This window comes from Streptomyces sp. NPDC088707 (assembly GCF_044752725.1).
Classification (GTDB): Bacteria; Actinomycetota; Actinomycetes; order Streptomycetales; family Streptomycetaceae; genus Streptomyces.
On the sequence record NZ_JBIVLV010000004.1, the window covers coordinates 571,242 to 593,837 of the forward strand.

Annotated in this window: 19 protein-coding genes and 6 pseudogenes; 9 read left to right on the top strand and 16 right to left on the bottom strand. The window is 69.2% G+C overall.

The features are described 5' to 3' along the window. Positions 1-45 precede the first annotated feature (45 nt). The 5 genes and pseudogenes from ACIP84_RS16350 to ACIP84_RS16370 all read right to left on the bottom strand — a co-directional run bounded on the left by ACIP84_RS16350 (position 46) and on the right by ACIP84_RS16370 (position 4,624). Positions 46-1,314, bottom strand: a complete 1,269-nt coding sequence (locus ACIP84_RS16350) for a tyrosine-type recombinase/integrase (protein WP_401798330.1) — start codon at positions 1,312-1,314, stop codon at positions 46-48. Beyond that, the gene (locus tag ACIP84_RS16355; RefSeq protein ID WP_401798331.1) at positions 1,311-1,460 is read right to left on the bottom strand and encodes a helix-turn-helix domain-containing protein; all 150 of its coding nucleotides are present in this window, start codon (positions 1,458-1,460) and stop codon (positions 1,311-1,313) included. The genes ACIP84_RS16350 and ACIP84_RS16355 overlap by 4 nt, the downstream gene beginning before the upstream one ends. Before the next feature lie 27 nt (positions 1,461-1,487). Beyond that, positions 1,488-2,832 (bottom strand): annotated as a pseudogene (locus tag ACIP84_RS16360) (replication initiator). Between the two features lie 137 nt (positions 2,833-2,969). Beyond that, on the bottom strand, positions 2,970-4,298 hold the full coding sequence (locus ACIP84_RS16365; RefSeq protein WP_401798332.1) for an FtsK/SpoIIIE domain-containing protein: 1,329 nt from the start codon (positions 4,296-4,298) through the stop codon (positions 2,970-2,972). Then, positions 4,298-4,624: a hypothetical protein gene (locus ACIP84_RS16370; protein WP_401798376.1), complete on the bottom strand. Its 327-nt coding sequence runs from the start codon at positions 4,622-4,624 to the stop codon at positions 4,298-4,300. Before ACIP84_RS16370 ends, ACIP84_RS16365 begins: the two co-directional genes overlap by 1 nt. A gap of 258 nt (positions 4,625-4,882) precedes the next feature. Here ACIP84_RS16370 and ACIP84_RS16375 point away from each other — a divergent pair, with 258 nt between their 5' ends. Continuing rightward, a complete protein-coding gene (locus ACIP84_RS16375) occupies positions 4,883-5,728 on the top strand; it encodes a GntR family transcriptional regulator (RefSeq protein ID WP_401798333.1) in 846 nt (281 codons plus the stop codon). 70 nt (positions 5,729-5,798) lie between these two features. Here the strand turns inward: ACIP84_RS16375 and ACIP84_RS16380 are convergent. Next, positions 5,799-6,002: pseudogene (locus ACIP84_RS16380) on the bottom strand (UTRA domain-containing protein); the annotation flags it as partial. Here ACIP84_RS16380 and ACIP84_RS16385 point away from each other — a divergent pair. Beyond that, positions 5,961-6,740, top strand: a pseudogene (locus tag ACIP84_RS16385) (MFS transporter); the annotation flags it as partial. The pseudogenes ACIP84_RS16380 and ACIP84_RS16385 sit on opposite strands and share 42 nt — an antisense overlap. Before the next feature lie 68 nt (positions 6,741-6,808). On the opposite strand, the gene ACIP84_RS16390 reads toward ACIP84_RS16385, so the two are convergent. Both ACIP84_RS16390 and ACIP84_RS16395 read right to left on the bottom strand, forming a co-directional pair. Next, positions 6,809-7,309 carry an NADPH-dependent FMN reductase gene (locus tag ACIP84_RS16390; protein WP_401798334.1) on the bottom strand — a complete coding sequence of 167 codons (501 nt, stop codon included), beginning with the start codon at positions 7,307-7,309 and terminating at the stop codon, positions 6,809-6,811. 175 nt (positions 7,310-7,484) lie between these two features. Beyond that, entirely contained in the window at positions 7,485-7,784 is a 300-nt protein-coding gene (locus tag ACIP84_RS16395) for a hypothetical protein (RefSeq protein ID WP_401798335.1), read from the bottom strand. 98 nt (positions 7,785-7,882) lie between these two features. On the opposite strand from ACIP84_RS16395, the gene ACIP84_RS16400 reads away from it, so the two are divergent. The 3 genes from ACIP84_RS16400 to ACIP84_RS16410 all read left to right on the top strand — a co-directional run bounded on the left by ACIP84_RS16400 (position 7,883) and on the right by ACIP84_RS16410 (position 11,788). Next, entirely contained in the window at positions 7,883-8,500 is a 618-nt protein-coding gene (locus ACIP84_RS16400) for a TetR/AcrR family transcriptional regulator (protein ID WP_401798336.1), read from the top strand. A gap of 237 nt (positions 8,501-8,737) precedes the next feature. Continuing rightward, positions 8,738-9,412 carry a hypothetical protein gene (locus ACIP84_RS16405; protein WP_401798337.1) on the top strand — a complete coding sequence of 225 codons (675 nt, stop codon included), beginning with the start codon at positions 8,738-8,740 and terminating at the stop codon, positions 9,410-9,412. A 312-nt stretch (positions 9,413-9,724) separates the two neighbouring features. Then, complete coding sequence (locus ACIP84_RS16410) at positions 9,725-11,788, top strand: FG-GAP repeat domain-containing protein (protein WP_401798338.1); 2,064 nt, start codon at positions 9,725-9,727, stop codon at positions 11,786-11,788. Positions 11,789-12,464: 676 nt separating this feature from the next. Here ACIP84_RS16410 and ACIP84_RS16415 read toward each other — a convergent pair. Then, on the bottom strand, positions 12,465-13,415 hold the full coding sequence (locus tag ACIP84_RS16415) for an AraC family transcriptional regulator (RefSeq protein ID WP_401798339.1): 951 nt from the start codon (positions 13,413-13,415) through the stop codon (positions 12,465-12,467). Positions 13,416-13,526: 111 nt separating this feature from the next. Here ACIP84_RS16415 and ACIP84_RS16420 point away from each other — a divergent pair, with 111 nt between their 5' ends. After that, on the top strand, positions 13,527-14,561 hold the full coding sequence (locus tag ACIP84_RS16420) for an aldo/keto reductase (RefSeq protein WP_401798340.1): 1,035 nt from the start codon (positions 13,527-13,529) through the stop codon (positions 14,559-14,561). A gap of 19 nt (positions 14,562-14,580) precedes the next feature. Here ACIP84_RS16420 and ACIP84_RS16425 read toward each other — a convergent pair. After that, positions 14,581-15,061 (bottom strand): annotated as a pseudogene (locus ACIP84_RS16425) (IS5 family transposase); the annotation flags it as partial. 62 nt (positions 15,062-15,123) lie between these two features. On the opposite strand from ACIP84_RS16425, the pseudogene ACIP84_RS16430 reads away from it, so the two are divergent. Further along, positions 15,124-15,606: pseudogene (locus ACIP84_RS16430) on the top strand (Tn3 family transposase); the annotation flags it as partial. A 1,278-nt stretch (positions 15,607-16,884) separates the two neighbouring features. Here ACIP84_RS16430 and ACIP84_RS16435 read toward each other — a convergent pair. The 3 genes from ACIP84_RS16435 to ACIP84_RS16445 form a co-directional block, all read right to left on the bottom strand. Then, a complete protein-coding gene (locus ACIP84_RS16435; protein ID WP_401798341.1) occupies positions 16,885-17,235 on the bottom strand; it encodes a hypothetical protein in 351 nt (116 codons plus the stop codon). A 103-nt stretch (positions 17,236-17,338) separates the two neighbouring features. Then, complete coding sequence (locus ACIP84_RS16440) at positions 17,339-17,914, bottom strand: HD family hydrolase (protein WP_401798342.1); 576 nt, start codon at positions 17,912-17,914, stop codon at positions 17,339-17,341. 15 nt (positions 17,915-17,929) lie between these two features. After that, positions 17,930-18,982 (bottom strand): multiprotein-bridging factor 1 family protein, encoded by a 1,053-nt coding sequence (locus ACIP84_RS16445; protein ID WP_401798343.1) that lies wholly within the window; start codon positions 18,980-18,982, stop codon positions 17,930-17,932. Positions 18,983-19,613: 631 nt separating this feature from the next. Here ACIP84_RS16445 and ACIP84_RS16450 point away from each other — a divergent pair. Beyond that, positions 19,614-19,913, top strand: a complete 300-nt coding sequence (locus tag ACIP84_RS16450; protein WP_401798344.1) for a hypothetical protein — start codon at positions 19,614-19,616, stop codon at positions 19,911-19,913. Here ACIP84_RS16450 and ACIP84_RS16455 read toward each other — a convergent pair. Then, entirely contained in the window at positions 19,876-20,433 is a 558-nt protein-coding gene (locus ACIP84_RS16455; protein ID WP_401798345.1) for a hypothetical protein, read from the bottom strand. The genes ACIP84_RS16450 and ACIP84_RS16455 overlap by 38 nt on opposite strands. A 132-nt stretch (positions 20,434-20,565) precedes the next feature. Between ACIP84_RS16455 and ACIP84_RS16460 the strand changes: the two are divergent. Further along, a pseudogene (locus ACIP84_RS16460) lies at positions 20,566-20,709 on the top strand (transposase); the annotation flags it as partial. An 85-nt stretch (positions 20,710-20,794) separates the two neighbouring features. Here ACIP84_RS16460 and ACIP84_RS16465 read toward each other — a convergent pair. Then, entirely contained in the window at positions 20,795-21,529 is a 735-nt protein-coding gene (locus ACIP84_RS16465; RefSeq protein WP_401798346.1) for a hypothetical protein, read from the bottom strand. A 480-nt stretch (positions 21,530-22,009) separates the two neighbouring features. After that, a complete protein-coding gene (locus tag ACIP84_RS16470; RefSeq protein ID WP_401798347.1) occupies positions 22,010-22,534 on the bottom strand; it encodes a hypothetical protein in 525 nt (174 codons plus the stop codon). Positions 22,535-22,596 lie beyond the last annotated feature (62 nt).

Genomic DNA, 22,596 nt, shown 5'->3' on the forward strand with positions numbered 1-22,596 from the left:
GAGAAAGGGGCATCCTGATCTTTGACGGCAACGCTGACGGCAACGTCAGCGGACGACGACTGCGGCGGGTGGGTCTTCGGAGCCGTCGTCCGCTGAGCCGAGGGTGTTGCTGAGGGTTTCGATGGCTTGGCGTTGGAGACGGAGTCGGACGTGGGCGTAGACGCCGGCGGTGACGCCGATGTGGGCGTGTCCGAAGAGTTCCTTGATCACGACGAGGTCGATGCCCTGTTCCAGGAGCAGGGTGGCGGTCGAGTGCCGGAGGTCGTGGAAGCGGATGCGTCGGAGTCCGGCCTGGTCGAGGAAGCTGCGGAAGCTGCGGGTGAGGTTGGCCGGGTCGAGAGGCCGGCCGGTAGGGGTGGTGAAGACGAGGCCGCTGTCCTGCCAGGCTGACCCTGCTGTTCCGCGCTCCTTGTCCTGCTGCTGTTTGTGCTCCTTGAGGGAGTGGAGGCATTCGGTCGGGAGCGCGATACGGCGCTCAGACGCCCGGGTCTTGGTGGGCAGATGCGTGAGGCCGCCGGTGCGGGTGCGCTGGAGCGAGCGGCGGATGCTGGCCGTTCCGGTTGTGAGGTCGAGGTCTTCCCAGGGGAGGCCCAGGAGTTCGCCCTTGCGGAGTCCGGTGCGCAGCGCGAGTTCGTACAGCGCGTGGAGCCGGTCCGCGCGGGCGGCGTCGAGGAACTGACGAGCCTCCGTCGCAGTCAGGGGCCGGAAGCGCCTGGGCCGGGGCGTGGCGGCTTTGACGTTCCGGGCGACGTTGCGCGGCAGCTCGTCCTCGCGGACGGCGTGTTCCAGAGCCGACTTGAGCACCGAGTGCACGTAGGTCACGGTCAAGGGGGACAGCCGTTTCTGGCAGCACTCGCCGATCGTGCAGCACTTCTTTCGTTCGGTGTCCAGGCCCTGGGTGCAGCACTGACAGGTGGTGCGGAGCCGGTCGAGGAAGGTGCGGACGTCCTTGGCGGTGAGCCTCGCGATCTTCTTGGTGCCGAGGCCGGGGATGAGGTGGAGGCGGACGCAGGCGGCGTAGCGTGTGTGGGTGTTCTCGCGGAGCCGGTGGACCGCGACACTGCCGAGCCAGTACGTCAGGTAGTCACCAAGCGTGCTGTCAGCGGTGGCGACCGGCAGCCCGCGGTTGCTATCGGCGATCTTCTCGGCGAGCTTGTCAGCCGCGTTCCTGCGGGTGGTGCCGTAGACACGGACACGCTTTCGTCTGCCGTCGGCGGCGAGGACGTAGCCGGCGGCTTCCCAGCGGCCGTCCTTGCGCTGATAGATGGTGCCTTCGCCGTTGGCGCGGGCCTTCCCGCGCTTGGGGACGGTCATCGGGCGACTTCTTCCAGATGGCGCTGGACGTAGTCGTCCAGGGCGTGGGCGGGGATGCGGCGGGCGCGACCGATGGTCAGCGAGGCCAGGCGGCGGGTGCGCAGGAGTTCGTAGAGGGCGGAGCGGCCGATCTTGAGGCGGGCCATCGCCTCGGGGACGGTGAGGAGTCGTCGTCACGCACGAGTCGCCACCACCTGTTCGCGTGTCGGGCCGCCGCCGATGAGTGCGGCGAGGCGTTCGAGGTCGGGGGTGAGACCGGTGCCGTCGTAGGCCCAGTGGGCGAGGACGAGGGTGGTCGGGGAGATTGGAGGGGTGTGGCGGCGGTGCCATGCAGCGCGGGTGGCTCGGAGGGCGCCGAGGGTGGTGGAGTAGGCGCGGGTCTTGGTGGAGAAGTGGCCGCGGAAGCCGAGCATGTGGGCCCACTTGCGCAGGTTCAGGTGCTTGAGGTCGTCGCGGGCGCCGAGGGCCCAGGCGGTGCGGATCATGCGGGCGGCGTGCTCGGGCACGGACTCGAACCAGAGGTCGGTGATCCTCTTCAGCCGGTGGTCGAGGGTGCCGGTCGCGGCTTCGGTGCCCTTGGTGGCGTACTTGGCGACGTATCCGGCGACCTTGCCCTCGGTGATCGTGGTCCCGCGTGGGAAGTCGGAGGACCGGATGATCCTGGTGTCGATCTGCTCGCCGAAGGCGAAGGAGCGGGCGCGGCCGTTGATTTCGGGCCCGTCGATGCGGGCGCGGGTGGCCGCGAGCTGGATGGCGTCGGCCAGGAGTTCGGGGGTGGCCCAGGAGGGCGGCAGGGTGTGGCTGCCTGCGGGGCCGTGGAGGCGGATCACGGCGTGGAAGTGGATCAGTCCGCGCTGCTGGTACTCGGCGACCTTGGCGTACGAGACCCGGACGACCTTGGAGAGCAGACGCTGCGGGAGTCCGGCCGCTGCGGCGATGGTGCGGCGCAGGTGGAGCATGAAGCGGGCCCACAGGGTGGGGGCGTGGGCGTTCCACAGCACCGCACCGGTGTAGTCGTACCGCTCGGGGTCGAGCGGGGTGCCGAGGAGGGTCGCCCTTGGTGTGGGTGCGCCCGCAGCAGCAGCGCGCGGCCCCGCTGGTGCGTCGCCCGTGGACGGGACCGTATGAGGGTGCGGTGAGGGTGGCGAAGATGCGGGGGTGGATGGCGACCTGGTCGGGGATGTTCTTGCCGCCGCGCAGGCCGGTGGCGATGAGGTGGTAGGTGTCCTGGCGGTAGAGCTCGGCGCAGGAGGGGCAGCGGGTGGTGCGGCGGTTGCCGCAGCGGACCAGGAGATGTCCAGCGGGAAGTTCCTTGGACTTCAGTTCGCGCAGGATCTCGCCGGTGAAGGCGTTGATCTCGGTGCGCTGGCCTTCGAGCCGGATCGGCTGGGCGCAGCCACCAAGGGAGGACAGTTGCCGTACCAGGCCGAGCAGGTTCCGGTAACCGGTGAACGTGGGCAGCGCGGGCGCGGCCGGTTTGGGGCGGGGGATTGTGGTGGTGGGGTCGTGCGGTGGCATGCTGGCGGGACCTCTCTGCGCTGCGGCACACGCGTGTGCCGTGGATGGATGGGGAGGGAGGCCCCGGCAGGGGCGAGGGTTTGGCGACTACACGCCCTTGCCGGGGATCACTGCGAAGCAGGACCAGGAGGCGGCGGTCACGTGGCCTTGTCCAGGTCGATGTGGTCGGGCAGGTCACGGACCTTGAGCCCTTCGGCGCACATCAGGTCGTTGATCTGCCAGCAGGCTTCGGTGGGCAGGTAGACCGAGCGCAGCCGGACGGGGATGCGCATGTCGCCGACGGAGGCGATGGAGACGCCCTGGGGCATGGTGCGGTCGGCGGCGGTGATGTCCAGTTCCCGGCCGTCGGGGAAGAGGTGCAGGAAGTCCTCGACGGTGTCGACGCGGTGGCAGATCCGGGCGGACAGGTTGGTGCGGACGGCGGTGGTGAGCACGTCGGCGGAGGGTTTCTGGGTGAGGAGCCACAACCGGATGCCGAACTTGGCGCCCTGGCTGGCGATGGCGAGCAGCTCGGCCTCGAAGCGTTCGCGGGCCTTGCGGTCCGGGTGCCGGGTGTAGTTCGCCACCTCGTCGATCACCACGAGCAGCAGCGGCAGCTCCGGGCTGAACTCGGTGATGCGGTCAGTGCGACCGGACCAGAACAGCCGCTCACGGCGCTGCATCTCCTCGCGCACCCAGCGCAGGATCTCGGTCGGCTCCTCGGGGTGGACGGCATCGGAAACCTTGTAGGCAGTACGCCACCAGGGCGCGACCGCGCCAAGGTTGGGGTCGATGACGATCAGACGAACGTCTCCCATTAGGGATGCGTAGGCGAGCAGGGTGTTGACGGTGATCGACTTGCCGGAGCGGGTGAGGCCGGCGACCAGGGCGTGCGCGGAGTAGGCGAGGTTGAGCACAATGGGGGTGCCGTCCTCGTCCCAGCCGAGCAGCACGTCATCGGTGGAGACGAACTGACCCGGCCGACACACCGGGGAGCCGTCGGGGTCGATGAGTGGTGAGCGGATCACCGCCTCCAGCGGCTCACGCCGGAACCCACGCGCGACGATCACTCCGGGCTTGGGCTGGCTGATCCGGATGCGCCGCATCCCCCAGGCGTCGCACAGGCCCTCGGATGCCTCCTGCCAGGCGCTCAGCCCGACCTGCGGCAGGGCATCGGCGGTGACGGTGACGCCGAAGGCGTCGGCACGGGTGCGCAAACGCGGCACCAGCACCCGCGGCTTGGCCGGTTGCTCCTGGGGGCCGTACTGCTGGAGCACGGTGGGAGTGGCGCCCTTGACCGCCAGGCCGAGCATCGGGGCGAGCCGCTTCCAGCCCCACCGCAGCCGCCGCGCCTGCCGCAGGCTGATCCGAGTCTCGGCATCGGCCCGGTACCAGCGGGCGAAGCAGAACGCGGCCCAGCCCAGCAGTCCGAGCACGCCGAGACAAACCACGGCCAGGAGCGCGAGCCCGAGGGGGTTGCCGCTCATCAGGCGCCCGCCTTGGCGGTGACGGCGTCGGCGCGCAGGGAGATACCGTGCCGGTCCTTCCCGTTGATCTCGTTCTCCCAGGCCGACGCGACAAGCCCGGTGAAGACGACCGGCAGGCCGACCTTCAGGCCCTTGCCGAGACCCGGCTCCGGGACCTTCACGGTGATCACTTCGGCGCGGCCGTTGAAGGCGAACATCACGTCCACCAGGTGCAGGTGGGCGCCGGTGCCCCGGTCGATCGCGGGCTGCTGGCCTTCGCGGTCCTCGAAGTGCGGCCGGGACTCGGAGGCCAGGATCACCAGGGCCTGGGACTGGTCGATGGGCATGGTCTTCACGGCAAACCTCCAGGTAGAGGGGTGCGGGTCACCCGTGTGGGTGATCGCGTGCCGCAACCATACATTCATTCCATCCGCAGTCCATCCCTATTGAGTTCCATCCATTCTTGCCATGGTCCATCCATCCGGCGGCTACCCTGACCCCGTGAGGCCGCTGAGCTGTGAAACACGACAGGCAGCGGGTGGCCCGCGGCGGATGGAATCGGAATCGGACCGGGGATGGACATGGCTGCTGCGGACGAAGCGCGCTTGACGTTCGAACGCATCGCGGACGACCTGCGGCAGCAGATCCGGGACGGCGAACTACGTCCAGGCCAGCTCCTGCCGACGCAGAGCCAGCTCATGCAGACCTACAAGGCATCCAGCCTGACCGTGCAGAAGGCCATCCGGCTCCTCAGGAACGAGGGCTGGGTCATCGCCCGCCAGGGGCGCGGCACTTTCGTCACGCGCTCAGCTGACTTCGAGGACGCCTTCGAGAAGGTCGCCGGTGACCTCCAGCAGCAGATCTACACCGGCACTCTGGCACCCGGGGCCAGGCTTCCCGCCCGCGAGGTCCTGGCGGAGCACTACGCGGTGCCGCTCAACGTGGTCACCAACGCCATTTCTCTGCTGGCGGGCAACTTCCTCCTGCGCTACCCCGGCGAACTGCCCGGCGACGAGGTCTACGTACGAGACTGGGACGACCACGGCTTCGCCACCCAGCTCACACACGGCCGCCTGGTCCACAAGATCAGAGACGGCTCACTCGCCAGGGGAGCCACGGTCACCGTGGACGACGTGATCGACACGATCGGCGGCGACCTAGAATCTGCAGACCAGGCCCTGACCTTCCTCACCCTGGAGGGCAGGATGAAGAAGGCCCACCAGCGCAACGGGTCGATGGCGTACGTCGTCGTGGGAGGCGAGTTCGGCACAGAGGTGCCGGTCGCGGTGCAGCCGGTGGCCGAGTCGGACGAAGCGTCGGCTGCCCCGCAGAAGGAGTTCCCGGCGGTGGCCGGAGTGGCGGATCTGGCCTACAAGCTGGAACGAGCCCTGGAGCGGATCGAGGAGCTTGAGGAGCGTGTCGAACGCCTCGAAGGCCGCGACGCGGACTGAGGCAGACACGTGAACGACAGCGTCCCCGAAGGCCGCAGGCTGGCTTTCGGGGACGCTTCGCGTGGATCGGTCAGGGCTGGTACTCGTAGCCGATGGTGAACCGGGGCGGCAGGCACCACTCCCTGTACTCGATGACCCCCTCCGCGTCCGACCATCGGTGGGCGCCGGCCAGGATCGGGGAGCCGACCGGCAGCCCCAGGGCGCTGGCCTCTCGGGCGTCGGCGGGGCGGGCGTGCATGTCGTCGCGGGCGTGGGTGATCGTGCGCCCGGTGGCTCGGTGCTCGGTACCTTGCTCGGCTGGCGGGCAACCTTCTGGGCCGTCGCCGCTCTCTGCCTGCCCGCAGCTGTCGGCATCCTGAAAGGAATCCCTTCGGGACGTGTGAGGGATGAGGCGACGGGCAGGCCGGCCTTGCGAGCGGAACTCGCCCAACTCGCCCGGCCGCGGTTGATCGTGGTGATGCTGCTCGGCGCGCTGGTGAACGCGGCCACCTTCGCAGGCTTCACCTTTCTCGCCCCCGTGGTGACCGAGAACGCCGGGCTGGACGGGATGTGGATCTCTGTCGTCCTGGTGTTCTTCGGGACCGGATCCTTCGTCGGTGTCACCGTCGCCGGCCGACTGTCCGACCAGCGGCCCGGTCTGGTCCTCGCAGTGGGTGGTCCGCCGCTCCTCCTCGGCTGGCCCGCCCTGGCGATGCTGGCCGACAAGCCGGTCGCCCTGCTTACCCTCGTGTTCGTGCAGGGCGCGCTGTCGTTCGCGCTGGGCAGCACCCTGATCGCCCGGGTCCTCTACGAGGCCGCGGGAGCCCCCACCATGGCCGGCTCCTATGCGACCGCGGCACTCAACGTCGGTGCCGCCATCGGCCCCCTCATTGCCGCGATCACCCTCGGCACCGCGGCAGGGAACCTCGGACCGCTGTGGGCCAGCGGCCTCCTCGTCGCTTTCGCGCTGCTCATCGCATTCCCTCTCCGCACTGTGATTGCGGCTGGCCGACGTGTCGAGGTGCTCCGGTGACGCACGCGAACGCCCCCTCGACCAGCGAGGGACGCAGACCGGCGGGGTGGGGCGGCCCGATGTCCTCGTCAGGCGGATAGCGGTTCGGGTGCCGTCGACGGGTCGCGGAGCGGCTTGAGTGCCTGGGACCAGGCGATGATCTCGTCGAGCATGGTGACGAGGGTCGATTCCTGGCGGGCGCTCGGTGTGCAGGTGCCCGGGTCGGTGGGATCGGTGGGGTCGGTGAACGTGAAGTCGGTGAACATCGCCAGGACCAGCTGAGTCTGCACGTCGGCGATCTTCACCTCTGCCATCACGTGCCGGAGGTGTTCCACCGCGCGGAGGCCGCCGTGCACGCCGTAGCCGACGAACCCGGCGGCCTTGTGGTGCCATTCCGCGTAGAGGAAATCGATCGCGTTCTTCAGTGCGGCGGGGACGGAGCGGTTGTACTCCGGGGTGACGAACACGAACCCGTCGAGGGCGCCGATGGTCTGTGCCCATCGGCGGGTGTGCGCGTGGGCGTAGCGGCCGAAGGCCGCGGGCACGGGCTCGTCCAGCAGGGGGAGTCCGTATGCGGCTATGTCGACCACTTCGACGGTCGCCTCGCCCGCGGCGACGCCGGCATGGCGGACGGAGGTGTCGGCGACCCACCGGGCACGGCCTCGGCCCGGTGTCCGGGACGGGTGCTGCCGATGATGACGGCAATCCGGATCATGCGCTCTGTCTCCTTGCTGTGGGGTGCGTTGGCGGTCGAGTCTGCCGCGGTCACTCGGATCGGTAGGAGCCGACTTCGTCCAGGTAGGCCACGGTGGGCGGCTCCGTGCAGATCTCACTCAGGGCGGCGCGGTAGCGCTGGAACGAGGCCAGCCGGTGGTGCGGGGCCGCCACCGGATCGCCGTCGGACTCGATCAGGGCCAGAAACCCGCCGCCGCCGTCGAGCCGGAAGGTGTCGTAACGCAGGCCTCGCGGGCGGGCCCGTTCAAGGTCCGCGTAGACGGCCCGCAGGAACGCCACGCTCCGCTCCACGTGTTCCGGTCTGACCGTGTACCGGATCATCACGCGCATGCCGCTCCCTTCGCTCCGCGGTGCAGGGGCCGCAGATTTCGTCGGACAGCCTGTCTTTCAGAAGACAGGCTGTCAAGCGAATGTTAGGGTGCTGAGCCATGCCCCCCACTCGTAAGTACGACCAGCGCCTGCGCGCCCGGGCCGCGGAGGAGACGAGACGCCGCATCCTCGACGCCGTCTACCAGCGGCTGTGTGAGGCGCCGGCCGAACCGGTCAGCGTCGACAAGGTTGCCAGGCTCGCGGAGGTGTCGCGCTCGACCGTCTACACCGTCTTCGGCTCACGCGCGGGCTTGTTCGACGCGCTCGGCATGGACCTGCTCCAGCGCGGCGGATTCACCGACATGGTGCGCGCGGTGCTCCACCCGGACGCCCGAGAGGGCCTGCGCGGCGGCATCTGCGGCAACGTGCTGATGTACGCGGCGCACCGGGACGTGCTGCGCGCGCTGTTCTCGATGGCACAGCTCGACGCCGAAGCGGTCGGCGGCGCGGTCCAGCGCCTGGAACGCGGGCGGGCCGAAGGCATGAACGACCTCGCCGGCCGACTCGCCGAGCAAGGCGTGCTCCGCGACGGCCTCACCGCCGCACAAGCCGCCGACGTGCTGTGGCTGCTGACCAGCTTCGACAGCTTCGACCTGCTCTATACGGGCCGCGCGCTGCAGCCCGACCACGTCACCGCGACCTTGGTCAGCACTGCTGAGCATGCCTTGTGCTCCTGAGGAACACACCGGCAAGACGATGACCCGTTGCCGAACCGTGTGGCCGGACAGCGAATGCGTCCCCGTAGTCCTCCGGTACCGGCCGCTCAGCGATTCCTGTCACGGCCTGCGGACTACCCAGCCGCTGGCGGTCCAGGCCGGACGGATCATCCTCTCAGCGCTATCGTCTGCCGGACTAGAACCGTACGTACGGGGGGAATTGTCTTGAAGCAACGGATTTTCAAGGGTGCCGCATTCATGCTGCTGGCGACATTGGCTGCTGGTTGTGCGTCGGGGGCGGAACAGCCGCTGGATTCCTCGAAGCCCGTGGTGGCGAAGTCCTCGGCCAGTGCCCGGCCGGCAGTCACGCAGCGGCCGTACGACAGGATGCCGGCGCGGCCGCTGGGCGAGGGGGCGGTCGGCGATCGTGACCACGCCTTCCTGCGGACGGCGTTCGAGATCCCGGTACCCGGGGGACACAAGATTCCACCGGCCGACGAAGTGATCGTGATCCATCGTCTGGACACAAGGTACGGCGACCTGGCCTGGATGCCCGACGGACGCACCTTCTGCTACGGAAAGATCCGGAAAGGCTACAGCTCGCTCAACTGCGGCCGGCTCCCTGACGAGCCACCCGCGCCCGGCCTGCTCTTCACGGCCACGGGCGAGCATGACCGGATAACCAGCGAGGAGAATCTCGATGAGGTCCGCGTCGTGAGCTTCGTGATCGCTGAGGGCGGACCGGCACGCTTCGGCCACGTCAAGCGCAGCAAGGAGATGGGGCCGGTGCACCAGGCGGTCGCGAGATTCCCTTCCGGTCGCATGGTCACCTTCCTGACGTTCGACCGCCCCTACGGGCTCCTCGACCCGGAGGCGAAGATCTGCAGGAGCGACCGGGAGATCTGCTTCCCGTCCGAGTATCTGCCGCTCTGAACTGCGAAGGTGCACAACCGTCAGCTGCACACCGTCCTATCGGCTCCGTCGATGGCGGGGGAGCAGTACTCAGTGGTGCACGTCACCGCTGCTTGCGGCCGTCGCAGGTGGGTGCAGGGCGTCGCTGAAGTTTGACGCACCGAACACGGGTGCGTACGGTCGCCAATCATCGATCCCGACGGGCTGGGGGGCTTGAGGGTCGGTACCGGGGGAAACGGACGCTGGCCGGAATGTGATTTCCGGGTATCTATGTCCAGGCCCGGCGCCGAGCCTGGACGGTCTTCCTTCTCCGTCCCTTCCCCCGGACTTCACATGAACGCATCCCTACGCCGCGCGGGTCTCGCGCTGGCGGGAATCATCGCTGCTGTGGCGGTGCAGTCGACCGCCGCCGCGCCGCATGCCTTCGCTGCTGCCTCGCCGGTCGCATCCGGCTCTACCGTCGCCGGGCCGCTCACCTCCGTGACGGGCTCCCAGGCGCGCCTCGAGTACACGGACCTCACCGCCCGCGCGGACGCGCTGGAACAGGCCAATGCCTCTCTGGCCCCCCTCGGCATCGACACCGTCATCGCGGCCTCCGACCAATCCGGCCGCCAGTCCTGCTTCACCGACTCCGGCGATGAAGCCCTCGCGATGTCCCAGGGCTTCTGCTGGAACGTGGAGGACACGGAAACGGCCGACTGGATGCCGCAGGGCATCACCAGCAACACCACCCCCTATGCCCCGGTAAGCGGGCGTCAGGTCGTCATCGCGTCCTGGTTCAAGAAGGAGAACGGGGAAGGCAACAAGGCTTCGCGTCTGACGATCGCGGACGCGACCGACCGCTCCCGCATCCCATACATCCGCGTGATGCTCGTCGAACCCACCCCAAACGGTTCGTTCCAGCGGCTGAAGACCCACGCGGACGCGGCCGTCTGGTACAAGAACCGCCTCTACGTGGGCAACGGCGAGGGCTACTGGGTATTCGACCTCGACCGATTCTGGAAGGTCGACCCGTCGAAGAAGACGTACATGGGCAAGGACACGGACGGCCGCTTCGGTGCCGAGGGCTACACCTACGTCCTGCCTCTCCTCGGCAAGTACTACGACCCCCTCAAGTACGACGGCACGCAGGACGCGGAGAAGGCCGAATGCGGGACGTGGTACCGCACCGATCCCACCGACCGCCCCTGCCACGTCGGAGCCTCTCTCGACCTGAGCGGCGGGGAGCCCGCCCTCGTCAGTACTGAACTGGTCTCCCACACGGGCACCACCTTCGTGGGATACGGCGGTGTGATCGCCCGCTGGCCCCTCGACGAAGCCACCGGGCTGCTGAAGCACACCGGCCAGAGCCCCGGCGGGCTTCCCCTCGCCACGCCCAGCAAGGTATTCCAGTCGCCGATCCTGGGCGCGCAGGGCGTCGTCTCCTACGACGGCACCTACCTCATATCCGCAACCTGCCCCGAGTTCGAGCCCAACAAGGCGGCGAAGAACAGCTGTATCTACCGCGCACTGCCAGGACAGCCCGTCCAGTTGTGGAAGCGCGTCTCCAAGCACGTCGAGAACATCGCCTACGACCCCGCCCGGGACGCCCTGTGGATCAGCAACGAGCACACCCAACGCGTCGTCGAGCGGGTCGCATGGCCGCGGTTCCCCGGACCGCTGCGGCTCATCACGGACGCCGACGGCGACACCGGCAGCGACACACAGCGCGACCTGTTCGCCGTGGACCACGCGGGCAAGCTGTGGCGCTACGACGGCGACGGTAAGGGCGGCTACCGCGAACCAGAGCTCATGGGCGGCGGCTGGAACGTCATGACCAAGCTGGTCGGTGCCGGCGACCTCACCGGTGACGGGCACCCCGATCTCCTCGCCGTCGACGACAAGGGCCAGCTGCGCCGCTACGACGGCAACGGCACAGGCGGCCTCGCCACGCCTCAGATCCTGGGCGGCGGCTGGGAAACTATCCGGCTGCTGACCAATGCCGGAGACGTGACGTCCGACGGCGTCCCAGATCTCTTCGCCGTCCACCAGGACGGCACGCTGTACCGGTACGCGGGCAACGGAACCGGCGGGCACACCTTGCGGGTGCCGCTCGGCGGTGGTTGGGGCATCTACAGCCAGATCGCCGGCGTCGGAGACCTGAAAACCGACGGCACCCCGGACCTGCTCGCCGTACAAACCACCGACGGCCACCTGTACCGGTACGACGGCAACGGAACCGGCGGGCACGGACCGCGTGAAAACCTCGGGGGTGGCTGGCACGTGTTCCAATCACTCGTCGGGACCGGCGACGGCCGCAACGACCTCCTCGCCCAGGAAACCGAGACCGGAAGCTTCCGCCTCTACCCGGGTGCCGGCACCGGCGGCTTCCTCCCGCCCCGCCCCTGGCACTTCTGACCCAAGCCCCTGGCGCCTTGGCGCGCCCGCCCCGACCCGTCCACGGCGCGACACCTTCGCCACCCCGACCGGCATCTTCGTGTCGGGGACGGCCTGCAGACCGCGCCGCCGGCGTTCACATCACGCCGGCGGCGCAGGGCCTGAACCTCTCCAGCCACTCCCGTGGTCCATGTCGCGTGGGGTCCAGGTGCGGATCGGGGCTGGGGCGGCGGCGAGGAGTTGGTCGAGCGTTTCTATGGAGCGGCTGTAGCGGCCGGGTGCCTTACTGAGGGTGATGCCGAGAGGTGCAGTCCGCTGTTGGCTCGTCGGTCGTAGATGGCCATGCGGTCTGGTGCGGCGGCTGTGAGGATGGCGGAGGCGAGGGCGTCACCGGTGCGGAAGCCTGGTAGGTGGGCGAGGGCGGCGCGGCCGGCTTGTGCTGCCGCGCCGAGGCTGAGAGAGGTGTCCCGGGCGGATCATGTGGTCTAGGTACCGTCCTTGGGCCCCCGGAGGCGCGCCCGGGTGGCGGCATGCCGTGGTGGGGTGTGGGGACGGACCGCGGAGTGAGGGGAGGGTCGGGTGGAGATGCCCCGGGCGAGCCGGGCGGGGCGGCGCGGCCGCCGTCGGGATCTCCTCCCGCGGCAGGACCCCTGCGCGCGTCGACGGCGTGTACGGCGCGCGAAGCCGCGGGTTGTCCTCAGACCGTGGCGCTGGACTCGGCGGATTCGGCGGACTCATCGCGCACGCGCAGCCGATAGCGAAGCGGGGACTCGCCGACGACCCGTTTGAAGGCGGTGCTGAACGCGCTCTCCGAGCCGTAGCCCAACTCGCCGGCCAGCGCTCCGACGCGCGTGTCGCCGTCCCGCAGCGCGCGCTGGGCGAGCACCATCCGCCAGCGGACCAGATAGCTCAGCGGCGGCGTCCCGGCGACTTCGCGGAAGCGTTCGGCGAAGGTCGTCCGTGACATCGCCGCGGCCTGGGCGAGTTCCTCCAGACGCCAGGGCCGGCCGGGGTCGGCGTGCATCCGGTCGAGCGCCGGGCGCAGCCGCTCGTCTGCGTGCAACCGCAGGGCTCCTGGAAGCAGTTGGGCCTGTCCGACGTACGCCCGCAGCACCTCCAGGAGCACCAGTTGGCCATACTGCCGGACGGCGAAGGCCGAGCCGATCCGGGCGGCCGTCGCCTCGTCGAAGAGCCGGGTCAGGCAGGAGAGCAGCCGGTCCGAGCCCGTCTGTGCGGCGCGGATGTGGGCCAGCGGCGGCAGGGAGTCGACGAGCAGCGTGCGGCCGGCCTCGTTGAGGTTGATGCAGCCGCCTATCAGGATGTCGTCGGCGCCGCGGTCGGAGCCTGCGAAGGCGGCTGCCGTGAACTCGGACTCGGGGCGCACTTCGCGGCGCGGTGGGTCCCCGGCCTCGAACGCCACCCAGCGGCGTCCGGTGAGGATCGCCACGTCGCCGGTCTCCAGCTCGATCGGCCGGTCGACGCCGTCGGTGGAGAGCGTGGCCCGGCCGTTGACCATCGCGAAGAACTTTACCGGGTCGTACAGCGGTCCCCGCGACTGCCAGCCGCCCCGGGCCACCGCCCCGCCGGTCAGCACCCCACGTACCTCGACCAGGTCGAAGACCTCGGACAGCCACTCGCCACCGCTCATATCCCCCACGCTACCGTACTCTCGCTAAAGAAATTCGGACAGACAACTATTCATCGTACGGGTCGGAGTGGAGAGGCTGGGGGTATCCCCGATCCACAGGAGACAGCAGACATGCGCTACCGAACCCTCGGCCGGACCGGCATCCGGGTCAGCCCGTACGCACTCGGCGCCATGATGTTCGGCGCCATCGGCAACCCCGACCACGAGGAGTCGATCCGGATCATCCACCGGGCGCTGGACGCCGGTATCAACCTGGTCGACACCGCCGACATGTACTCGCGCGGGGAGTCCGAGGAGATCGTCGGCAAGGCTCTGGCCCAGGGCGGCCGCCGGGACGACGTCGTACTCGCCACCAAGGCGGGAAACCCCATGGGGGACGAGCCCAACCACCAAGGGGCCTCCCGCCGTTGGCTGTTCAAGGCGGTCGAGGACTCGCTGCGCCGGCTGGGCACCGACTACATCGACCTCTACCAGATCCACCGCCCGGACCCGGGCACCGACATCGAGGAGACCCTGTCGGCGCTGACCGATCTGCAGCGGGCCGGCAAGATCCGAGCCTTCGGCACCTCCGCCCTGCCGGCCTCGGACATCGTCCGGGCGCACTGGGTGGCGGAGTCCCGCGGACTGGCCCGGCCGCGCACCGAACAGCCGGTCTACTCGATCCTCAACCGGGGCATCGAACGCGAAGTTCTGCCGGTGACCGAGGAGTTCGGGATGGGCACGCTGGTCTGGTCGCCGCTCGGCGGCGGCATGCTGACCGGCCGCTACCGCAAGGGCCGGGAGGCCGCCACCCATCGTGCCCACTACGGCTTCCAGCACCTCAAGGACGACCGGCGCCTCGACGCGGTCGAGCGGCTGATCCCGCTCGCGCAGGAGGCGGGGATGCCGCTGACTCACCTCGCGATGTCCTTCGCCATCGCCCACCCCGGCGTCACGTCCGCGCTGATCGGCCCGCGCACCATGGCCCAGCTCGACGACCTGCTCGCCGGCGCCGACCGCGTCCTGGACGACGACCTGCTGGACCGCATCGACGCGATCGTGCCGCCGGGAACGGACGTGGGCACCCTCGACATGGCGTACCAGCCGCCGGCCCTCCTGCGTACCGCCCTCCGGCGCCGACGGCCCGAGGAACGGGCGGCGGCTTAAGGGCTATGTGGGGTTCGGATCATGTGGTTGCGGTGAGGAGCTTCAGCCACATGACCGATCCGCGGAGGTGGAGGCCTGCTTCGTAGCTGACGGGTGCCTTGTCGTAGCGGATGGCCAGTCCGCGCCAGGTCTTGATCTTCTGGAAGCAGCGTTCGACGGTGTTGCGCTGTTTGTAGCGTTCAGCGTCGTAGGTGACCGGCCGTCCGCCGGCCGGCCCCTTCTTCCTGCGGTTGGCCTGTTGGTCGATCTTCTCGGGATCACCGCGGTGATGTGGCGCCGGCGTAGGTAGGCCCGATTGGCCTTGGATGAGTAGGCCCTGTCCGCGGCCATCGCCTGTGGCCGGGTGCGGGGGCGGCCGACGGGCCCGGGAACGCGGACCTTGTCCAGCACGATCGGGAGCTGGGGGCTGTCCCCGGCCTGGCCGGGGTGAGCACGAACGACAGGGGCAGTCCCGCGGCGTCGACCGCGGCACGGATCTTGCTGCTCAGCCCGCCCCGGGCGGTCGTTGGCGCTGGCTACGGTCCGCTCGTGCCGGTGGAGTTCTTGACTGATGAGCAGGGCCATCGAGCGGGCGCCGGAGCCGCGGTGGACCGCGCTGCTGACGGCGGTGGTGCGTCAGCTGGAGGCGCTGGCAGTCGACGACGCGCTGGACCTGTTCGCGGTGCTGATGGCGAACCGGCTGATCAGCCCTGCCGGGCGTCGGACCGGGAACGCCTGGCGATGCTGCCGCAGCTGGAGAAGGCGGCCCGCATTCTCGCGAAGGCGTCGAGGATCCTCAACCGTGAGCTGGACCTGGTCGCCGAGCACGACGCGGACCTGGACGTCGCCGCGCTGTGGGCGGCGGTCGAGGAGGCGGTGCCGCGTACGGCGGTGGCCGGGGCGGTGGCGACCGTCGAGGATCTGGTGCCCCGAGGACGACGGCTCGGCCGAGGCAGCGATGCGCGAGAAGCTGGCCCTGCGCTACAACGCCGTGCGCCCGTTCCTGTCCCTGCTAGGCGAGTCGGAGGCGCTGGACGCGGCATCGGCTCGACGGACCACGGCAGCGTCCTGCACAGCGCCTGGTACTCGGCGCGGGCACGGTGCAGCCGAACCTGGAGGTCCCGCAAGTCCGCGGGGAACAACAGCTTCGGGGCGGGTGCGTCGTTCTTGCTCACACAAGAAACGTACTTCTGTTCGAATTGCGGAGGCTAGTCACACACACCACCCGCGACTACCGTCACGTCACCGGCGCACACACGCCCCCGCGGACGGGAGGCCACCATGAGTCACGACACCAACCGGGGCCCCCTCAGCGACCCGGGCTGGGGAACGTCGGACCCAGGCTGGCGTTGTCGGTGAGTAGCGGCGAAAGCGTGTGTTGCCCGAGCGTGAGAGCACTCCGTGGGCGCGGAAGACGGTATTGATGAGTTTCGGAAGCAATTGGTCGCTTGACACGGGGTGCCCGACGTGTGGTGTCTGGCGGGGTCGCTGTAAAGACAGGCAGCACGCCACGTACGGTCAGCGCATGGACGACCGACGAGGCCAGGACCAGACTGGCAGGGTGGCGGCCCAGCGCCGCGCCCCCGCTGCCGAGGGCCCCACGGAGGCCGAAGCAGTGATCTTTGTTTGCGTGACCTGTGAAGTCCCTCTGACGGGTCCCCTCACTCGACTGACCGCAGTTCCCGAGGCGCCGTACTACGCGTGGTGGGACGCCGAGGATCCCGGTCCGTCGCCGCCGACTGTGCCGGCAGGCTGCTATGCCATAGAGACAGAGCCATACGGTGCACCCCTGGTGGCCTCCGAGGTCCCCGCACAGGCAATGCCGCGCTACGGGACGATAAGCAACCAGCACGGGCAATGGCTCGTGTCACAGGGCCCGCGAGGCAACATCGTCATCAACCCGGACGATGCCCACGGCCTGGAGTACCACCACGCGTCCTCCGCTTGCTGCGGAGCAACCCCGACCGGCGGAATGAACCAGCGGTGTGCCTGCGGAACCCTCGTCGCCACGCTCAGCTCCGACTGCTGCTGTCCGTACGAACTACATTTTTCAGCCGACCACGTCCGCGTTGCCGGTCCTTGAAGTGAGAGCGGCCCGCCGCTCTCACTTCTCGCCGTCATCTCCACGTGCACGAGCCGGACGGGGGCGGCTGGTGAGTGGAACTCACCATGGTCAGTTCGGCCGTGACCCTGAAAGGTCCGCCCCCTGTTTTCCCAGGTGAATGGGCCTGCTGATAGGTGATCGGGCGGACCATGAACGCCTCCGGACCGACTCCGCGCACGCCTTGGGCTCCGAACCTGTTCACGGTCCGGAGCCCAAGGGCGTATTCACCAGACGGCCGGCCTACTGGGGGCGTCGGTTGACCCGCTGGTCCTGTTCTGTGGTCCAGGCGGTGGCGACGTACCCACCGGCGATGGCCAAGTACTTTTGCGTGCGCTCCAGGACCGGCACGCCACGCAGCTCCCTCCCGTGCACGGCCTGCTCCACCAAGTGCCGTGCGCACAGCACGGCGTACAGAGCCGCCTCGATCCGGGCGCCGCCCGGCGTCGCGCCGGAGACACCGGACGGCAGCCCCAGTACATGTTGGTCGTGGTCCTCCACGACACCGGAATCGACGGAAGCGCCCAAGGTGCGCTGCACCTCCGTCAGCATGGCCAGGACGTCGTCCCACTCCTGGGGCGTCGGACGCGCCATACGGTTCTCCTGCACATCAGCCTCCGTTACGGGATCCGGCGACCGTACCAACCCGGTGCCACCCCGCCCGCGCGGTCCTCACCCCTGCACCCGTCCGAGCGGGTCAGGACCGGACGTTCTTCTGCCAGTCCAGGGAGGAGCCGGTCAGTGCCGCCTCGGCCAGCGCCTTCGCCGACGCCGTGGTGAGCGAGGCGAGCGAGGTGTCGATCCAGTTCTGGGTGAGGCTGTAGCCCTGCTCGCGGTACTCGGCGGCCTGGAACAGGCACTCCAGCTTGTCGGCGTCGCGCGCGACCTTCGCCTCCAGCGTCTCGCGGGCCTCGTACTCGTCGACCGCGGCCTGGACGCCGGCGCGGACGGCGGGGTGGGCGTTGACGACCTGGTCGGCGGTCACCTCCCCGTTCTCGGCAGCCTTGATGTACCTGCGGCCGATGTGCGGGATGTCCCCGATCCGCGTCTCCTGGCTGTCGTGGAACGTGCACATCAGCGCCACCCTTCCCGCGTCCGCGCCCTCCATCATCGCGAGGATCGCGCCGACCGCCGCGACACGGAAGGAGTGCTCCGCGACGGACTCGGGCGTCTTGTTGCCGGTGAACCACCAGCCGGTCCGCGCCACCTTCTTCAGCACGCCGAGCTCGGAGATGAAGCTCGCGGTGCCCCGGGCGGTGTTGTCGTCGGCCATGTGGTCCTCCGTACGTCAGCGGTTGTGATCGAGACCGTAATGGACCCTGCCCAGCTCACGCCGGGATCGTGCCGACAACTCGGCCCCATCGAGGAGCTGCCCGGTCCGCACCCGCAGCGGGCCGGCGATCTGCCCGGCGGCCTGCGGCAGCCACGGGAACCGCACGAGGAGCGCCCACAGGGTGTGCGCGTACAGGTCGACATACCCGGGCGCCACGTGCAGCCCGCGGGCCAGGCCGCGTAACAGCGTCACCGGATCCCAGCCGGTGAGGGTCTGATCGCGCATGAAGGTGTCGTCCGGCTGCGCCGGCCCGAGCGCGCCGACCCAGGAGGCCCAGTAGTTCAGGTTCGCCGCCTCGGCGGTGTCGTCGTCGGCGAGCGCGCGGTCGATGAAGTCGAGCAGCGGCTGTGGGTCGCCCTGCCGGGCGAGCGCGGTGGCGGTCGACCGTGCGCCGGCCCAGTGCGGAGAGAAACCACGCCGGGCAAGGACGTCGCGACCGCGGTGCAGAGCCGCCCGCGTCCAAGCGGCAGCTTCCTCCCCCCGGTCGTACGAGGCGAGATACAGGGCCTGGCGGTGCAACAGCGCCCCTTCCTCACCCTGCCCGGCCGCCCGCTCGGTGGTCTCCCTCAGATGAACGAAGAACGCCTCGCGCTGCCCGACGGACAAGACAGGCGCGGCAGCGGCCGGCCCGCGCCGGGGCCGGGGGAGACGTCCAGCGAGCACGGGCGGCGTCGTGCCTGTCAGTGGCCAGGACAGCAGGTGCGCGGTCTCCCGGGTGTGCACCCACCCGGCCAGCGGATGAACCCGCCCCCCGATGCCGAGCCCGGCCGCCAGAATCCGATCGGCGTCCATCGCCGCCTCGAACGCCGCGACGATCCCCGGCTGCGCTCCGAGCACGGGCAGACGCCGCCGCATCTCCAGCAGCACCCCCGCCTTCACGTTCGCCAGCGGCCGCCGTCCCGACTCCCAGCCCTGCACCGTGTCGACATCGACCGCGAGCTCCTCGCCGAGCCGCGCCCGCGTCAGCGCCGCGCTTTCCCGCGCGAGACGCAGCACGAAGCCCGCCACTGCTCTCGGCGGTGGTGGTTGCCTGCCCATCGCGGGCCGCCTTCCGGCTCGGCGCTCGTACGCGAACCCGTACTCACGGTCAGTGTTACCCCACTGCGCACGCCCGTACGGTCAACTCCGCCAGTCCCCGCCGCAGACGGCTTCCGTCACCGTGTTGACGCCCGGGAGCGATGCCCACATGACGCACCCCGACATCCCGCCCCAGGAACCCGCGTACGGCGTTCCCTCCCCGGACTTGATCGCCCGGGCCCGCGCCGGGTACGCCCGCTTCCTCGACGACGACGAGCACACCCCCCCAGGAGCACGGCACGGCCCCGGAGCCAACCGGATGAGCACGACCACCACGCCCAACGACGTCCTCGGCCTCGTCGGTCAAAGGGTGCGGGACCCTCCGGCGTCGAGGGCGAACTCCTCGACGTCCGCTGCGAGCAGCAGCCCACCCACACCGGCATCCCCGCCTGGACCCGCCGCGCCTACCTCCTCCCGCCCGGCCAGGACACCCCCCTGACCACCGCGCCGGGCAACATCCGCCCCACCGGGGCCTCCTGAACCGCCGTGCCTCCGGGGTGACCCCCGCAACCCCCGGGGGCACGGCCACCACCCGCGCGCCACCACCGAGAGGAGCACCACCGTGACCACCACCGCCATCGAGCCCACCGCCGTCGCGGACCGGGCCCGGATAGTCCACGCGGCCTGGCAGGCCGACTCCGAGATGCCCACCGTCCTCGAGGGCTGCGCCCTCTACACGGGCGAGTGGGACGACTTCTACGGCGGCCCGCTCGTCAACGAGTACTCCGTCACCCGCGACGCCCAACCGCTCCTCCAGGGCGCGCTGCGGGTGATGGCACTCAAGAGCGCGGTCTACGAGCTATACACGGGTTACTACTCCCAGGTCATCCCTGCTCCTCGATGTCCGTCACCTTGGCGGTGAGCTTTACGCCCCTGCTGGCCGTGGAGACGGTGGTCGACCTGAAGGTGAGGGAGGTCTGATCGGACAGTTCCATCGTCTGGATGACTGCTCCGTCTTCCGACCCGAGCACCTCGTAGGTAATCGAGTAGGTCTTGCCTGGGTTGAGGGGGAGCAGTCCGCCGTAGGAGAGGTTCGGCTCGACGGTGATGTTGCACCCGGCGGAGCCGAAGCACTGCTTGGAGGTGGTCTTCAGCGTAATCGTGAAGTCCTGCGCACCCGGTGCCTCGTTGAAGACCTCCTCCGGGGTGGCCTCGACGGTCTCCTGAGGAGCCTCTGTCGTCGCTTCAGGCAACGGCGAGCTGGAGGCCGTGGCGGGATCCTTGGGCTCCGAGTCGTTCACGAGCGCCATCACCCCTCCCACGGCGAGTCCGCCCACCACCAGACCGACGGCCAGGCCGCTGAGGAACGGGCGCCTGCGCCGCGACGGCGCTCTCGGAGGAAGCTCGGGCATCGGGGGGACGGGGGACGTCTCTTCGCTCATGGCCGGGCACTTCTTTCATTCCGTGTTCTACAAGACCTGCGATGTAAGTCGCTATCTGACGATATTTGAGGTCAGTTGACGGCGCGTGCGTCTTCTCAGTCTTCGTAGCAGCCGACCAGGCCTGGCCGCGGGCGGCCCCACCAGCACACCGCCTACCTCGAATCGCGCTCGCTGTTCCGGCAGCGGATCGGTCTCCCGTCGCGGGACCTGCCTTCCTGCTTCGGTATTTGGAAGACGGTTCACGATCATCATCGAAGGTGGTCGGCGGACGGCACGTGGGAGAAAATTCTGCGGGTCCAGGCCGACGCTGATGCCGAGGGCCGGATTGACTGGAGCACGGTCAGCGTCGGTTCCACGAGTGCTACAGGCTGTCGGCCCATGGGGGTACGGGGTAGGTGCGGACGTCGCCGAGTGCGAGGTGGAGCGGGCCGAGGAGGCGTTGGGCGAGGCCGGGGGAGAGGTCCTCGATCGCCAGGGCCCTGGCGGCGAAGCACACAGATTTCTGTTCGTCTGAGAAGCCCCGCACGCGCTTGCCGTGGACGCGCGCCGTTCGGTGCAGTGCTGCTTCGCTGTGCTTGATCAGTACGTTCTTCAACTGCGCACGGCCCGTGGTCGCAGCGAGGTCCTGCGCCTCGTACCAGGCGGGGTCTTCGCGGTCAGTCGGCCATGCCTTGTCGTAGGAGCGGCGCAGAGCGAGGACTTCGTCCCAGGTCAGCTTCTCCACTCGAGCGATCAGCGCGGCTGCTGTTCGCCCTTGCGGCCCCAGCGCCCACCAGGCCGGTACTCGGGACCATATCGTTTGGCCCCAGGTCCGCCCGGAGCGCTCCTCGTCGTCGTTGGGGGCAAGAGTGAAGATCCACAATCCAAACGGGGTCTCGGTGGTGAACGGCAAGTAGGAGGCGCCTGTCGCATGTGATGCTGCGCGGTGCCATGGCTGCTTGCGGCGGCGCAGCGGTACACCCGGTGCTTCCTCGATGAGGATGCTGCGGTGATCGCGTAGGGAGGCGCCATAATCGACAGGGTCGTCGTCGAAGCCGCGGCCTGAGGGGCGTGTGACCTTCCAGCCCCAGTCGGTCGGGAGGCAGTTCGGGTCCACTTTCGCGACCGTCCAGTCTTCCCACCCAAGACCAGGCATGCCTGTTCCCCCTCCGTGACGATGCCGAGACTCCATCCTGAGCACTCTGGGGCGGGCGCGCCCCGCAGGCGCTATAAGAGTGGCTTGGGCACCGGGGGAAGGCGACGGTGGGCGGTGGTGCGTGACAGAGGTCAGTAGCGGAAGCCGAAGAGTCCGCCGGTGTGTTTTCGACGGTGTGTTTTGGCCCCACCGGAACGGTTTCGTCTGGCCCCACTTTTGAGCCGTGTGGGTGACGAGTCTGGACGGTGCTGCAGAGGAACGGTTTGGAGTGGCCCCACCCCTCGATCGGGTGACGTTTCGGCGGCGTCCTGGGATGGAGGCTGCCAGGTGCGGACGGTGGTCCGCGGCGGCCGGTAGCGTGTGGTCCACGGAGCCCGCCCGGCTGCTTCCCCTGACAGGAATGCGGACGGGCGGGCGCCTTGTTGAGGCACTGCCGACGCGTTAGTTCACATGCAGACGACGCGCTGGCCAGGTGAAGGAGGCCGCGGGGCCGACGTCTCGACTGTTCCGTGTGAGGGTGTTGAGGTCGCAACTGTCGGGATCGCCGACGTATTCGTAGAGGTGTGGGTTCTCTCGACCGCCGCCGACGTAGAGACCGCTTCCGTAGTAACCACCGTTGACATCGCTGTCCCAGTAGCCGCTGATCTTGTGGAAGCTGAAGGAGACGGGCCAGTCGGCGTCGTGGTCGGGAGTCAGCTTCCAGGTTCCGCTTCCGGTTCTGTCCCGGGGGTTGCCGGAGGCTCCTTCAAGGTCTGCGGGCCACCCGACCGTCGTGAAAGTCCCGTCGTTGCGGAGAGTCAACCGTGCGGCAGAGTCTTCGTAGGTGCCGACCAGGTCCTGCGTGTTCAGTCCCTCGGGCCTCTGGTCCGCTCCTGGGCACGGGGAGTATCGGCTGGAGCATCCGGTCGTACTCACCGATGCTGCCAGGACCAGCGTGCATGCGAGGCCGAACAGCCTGCGGTTCATATGGACCCCCACCCATGAGACTGAACTCGTTCAGTGTCTCAGTCAGGCGTGCGGGGGCTTGA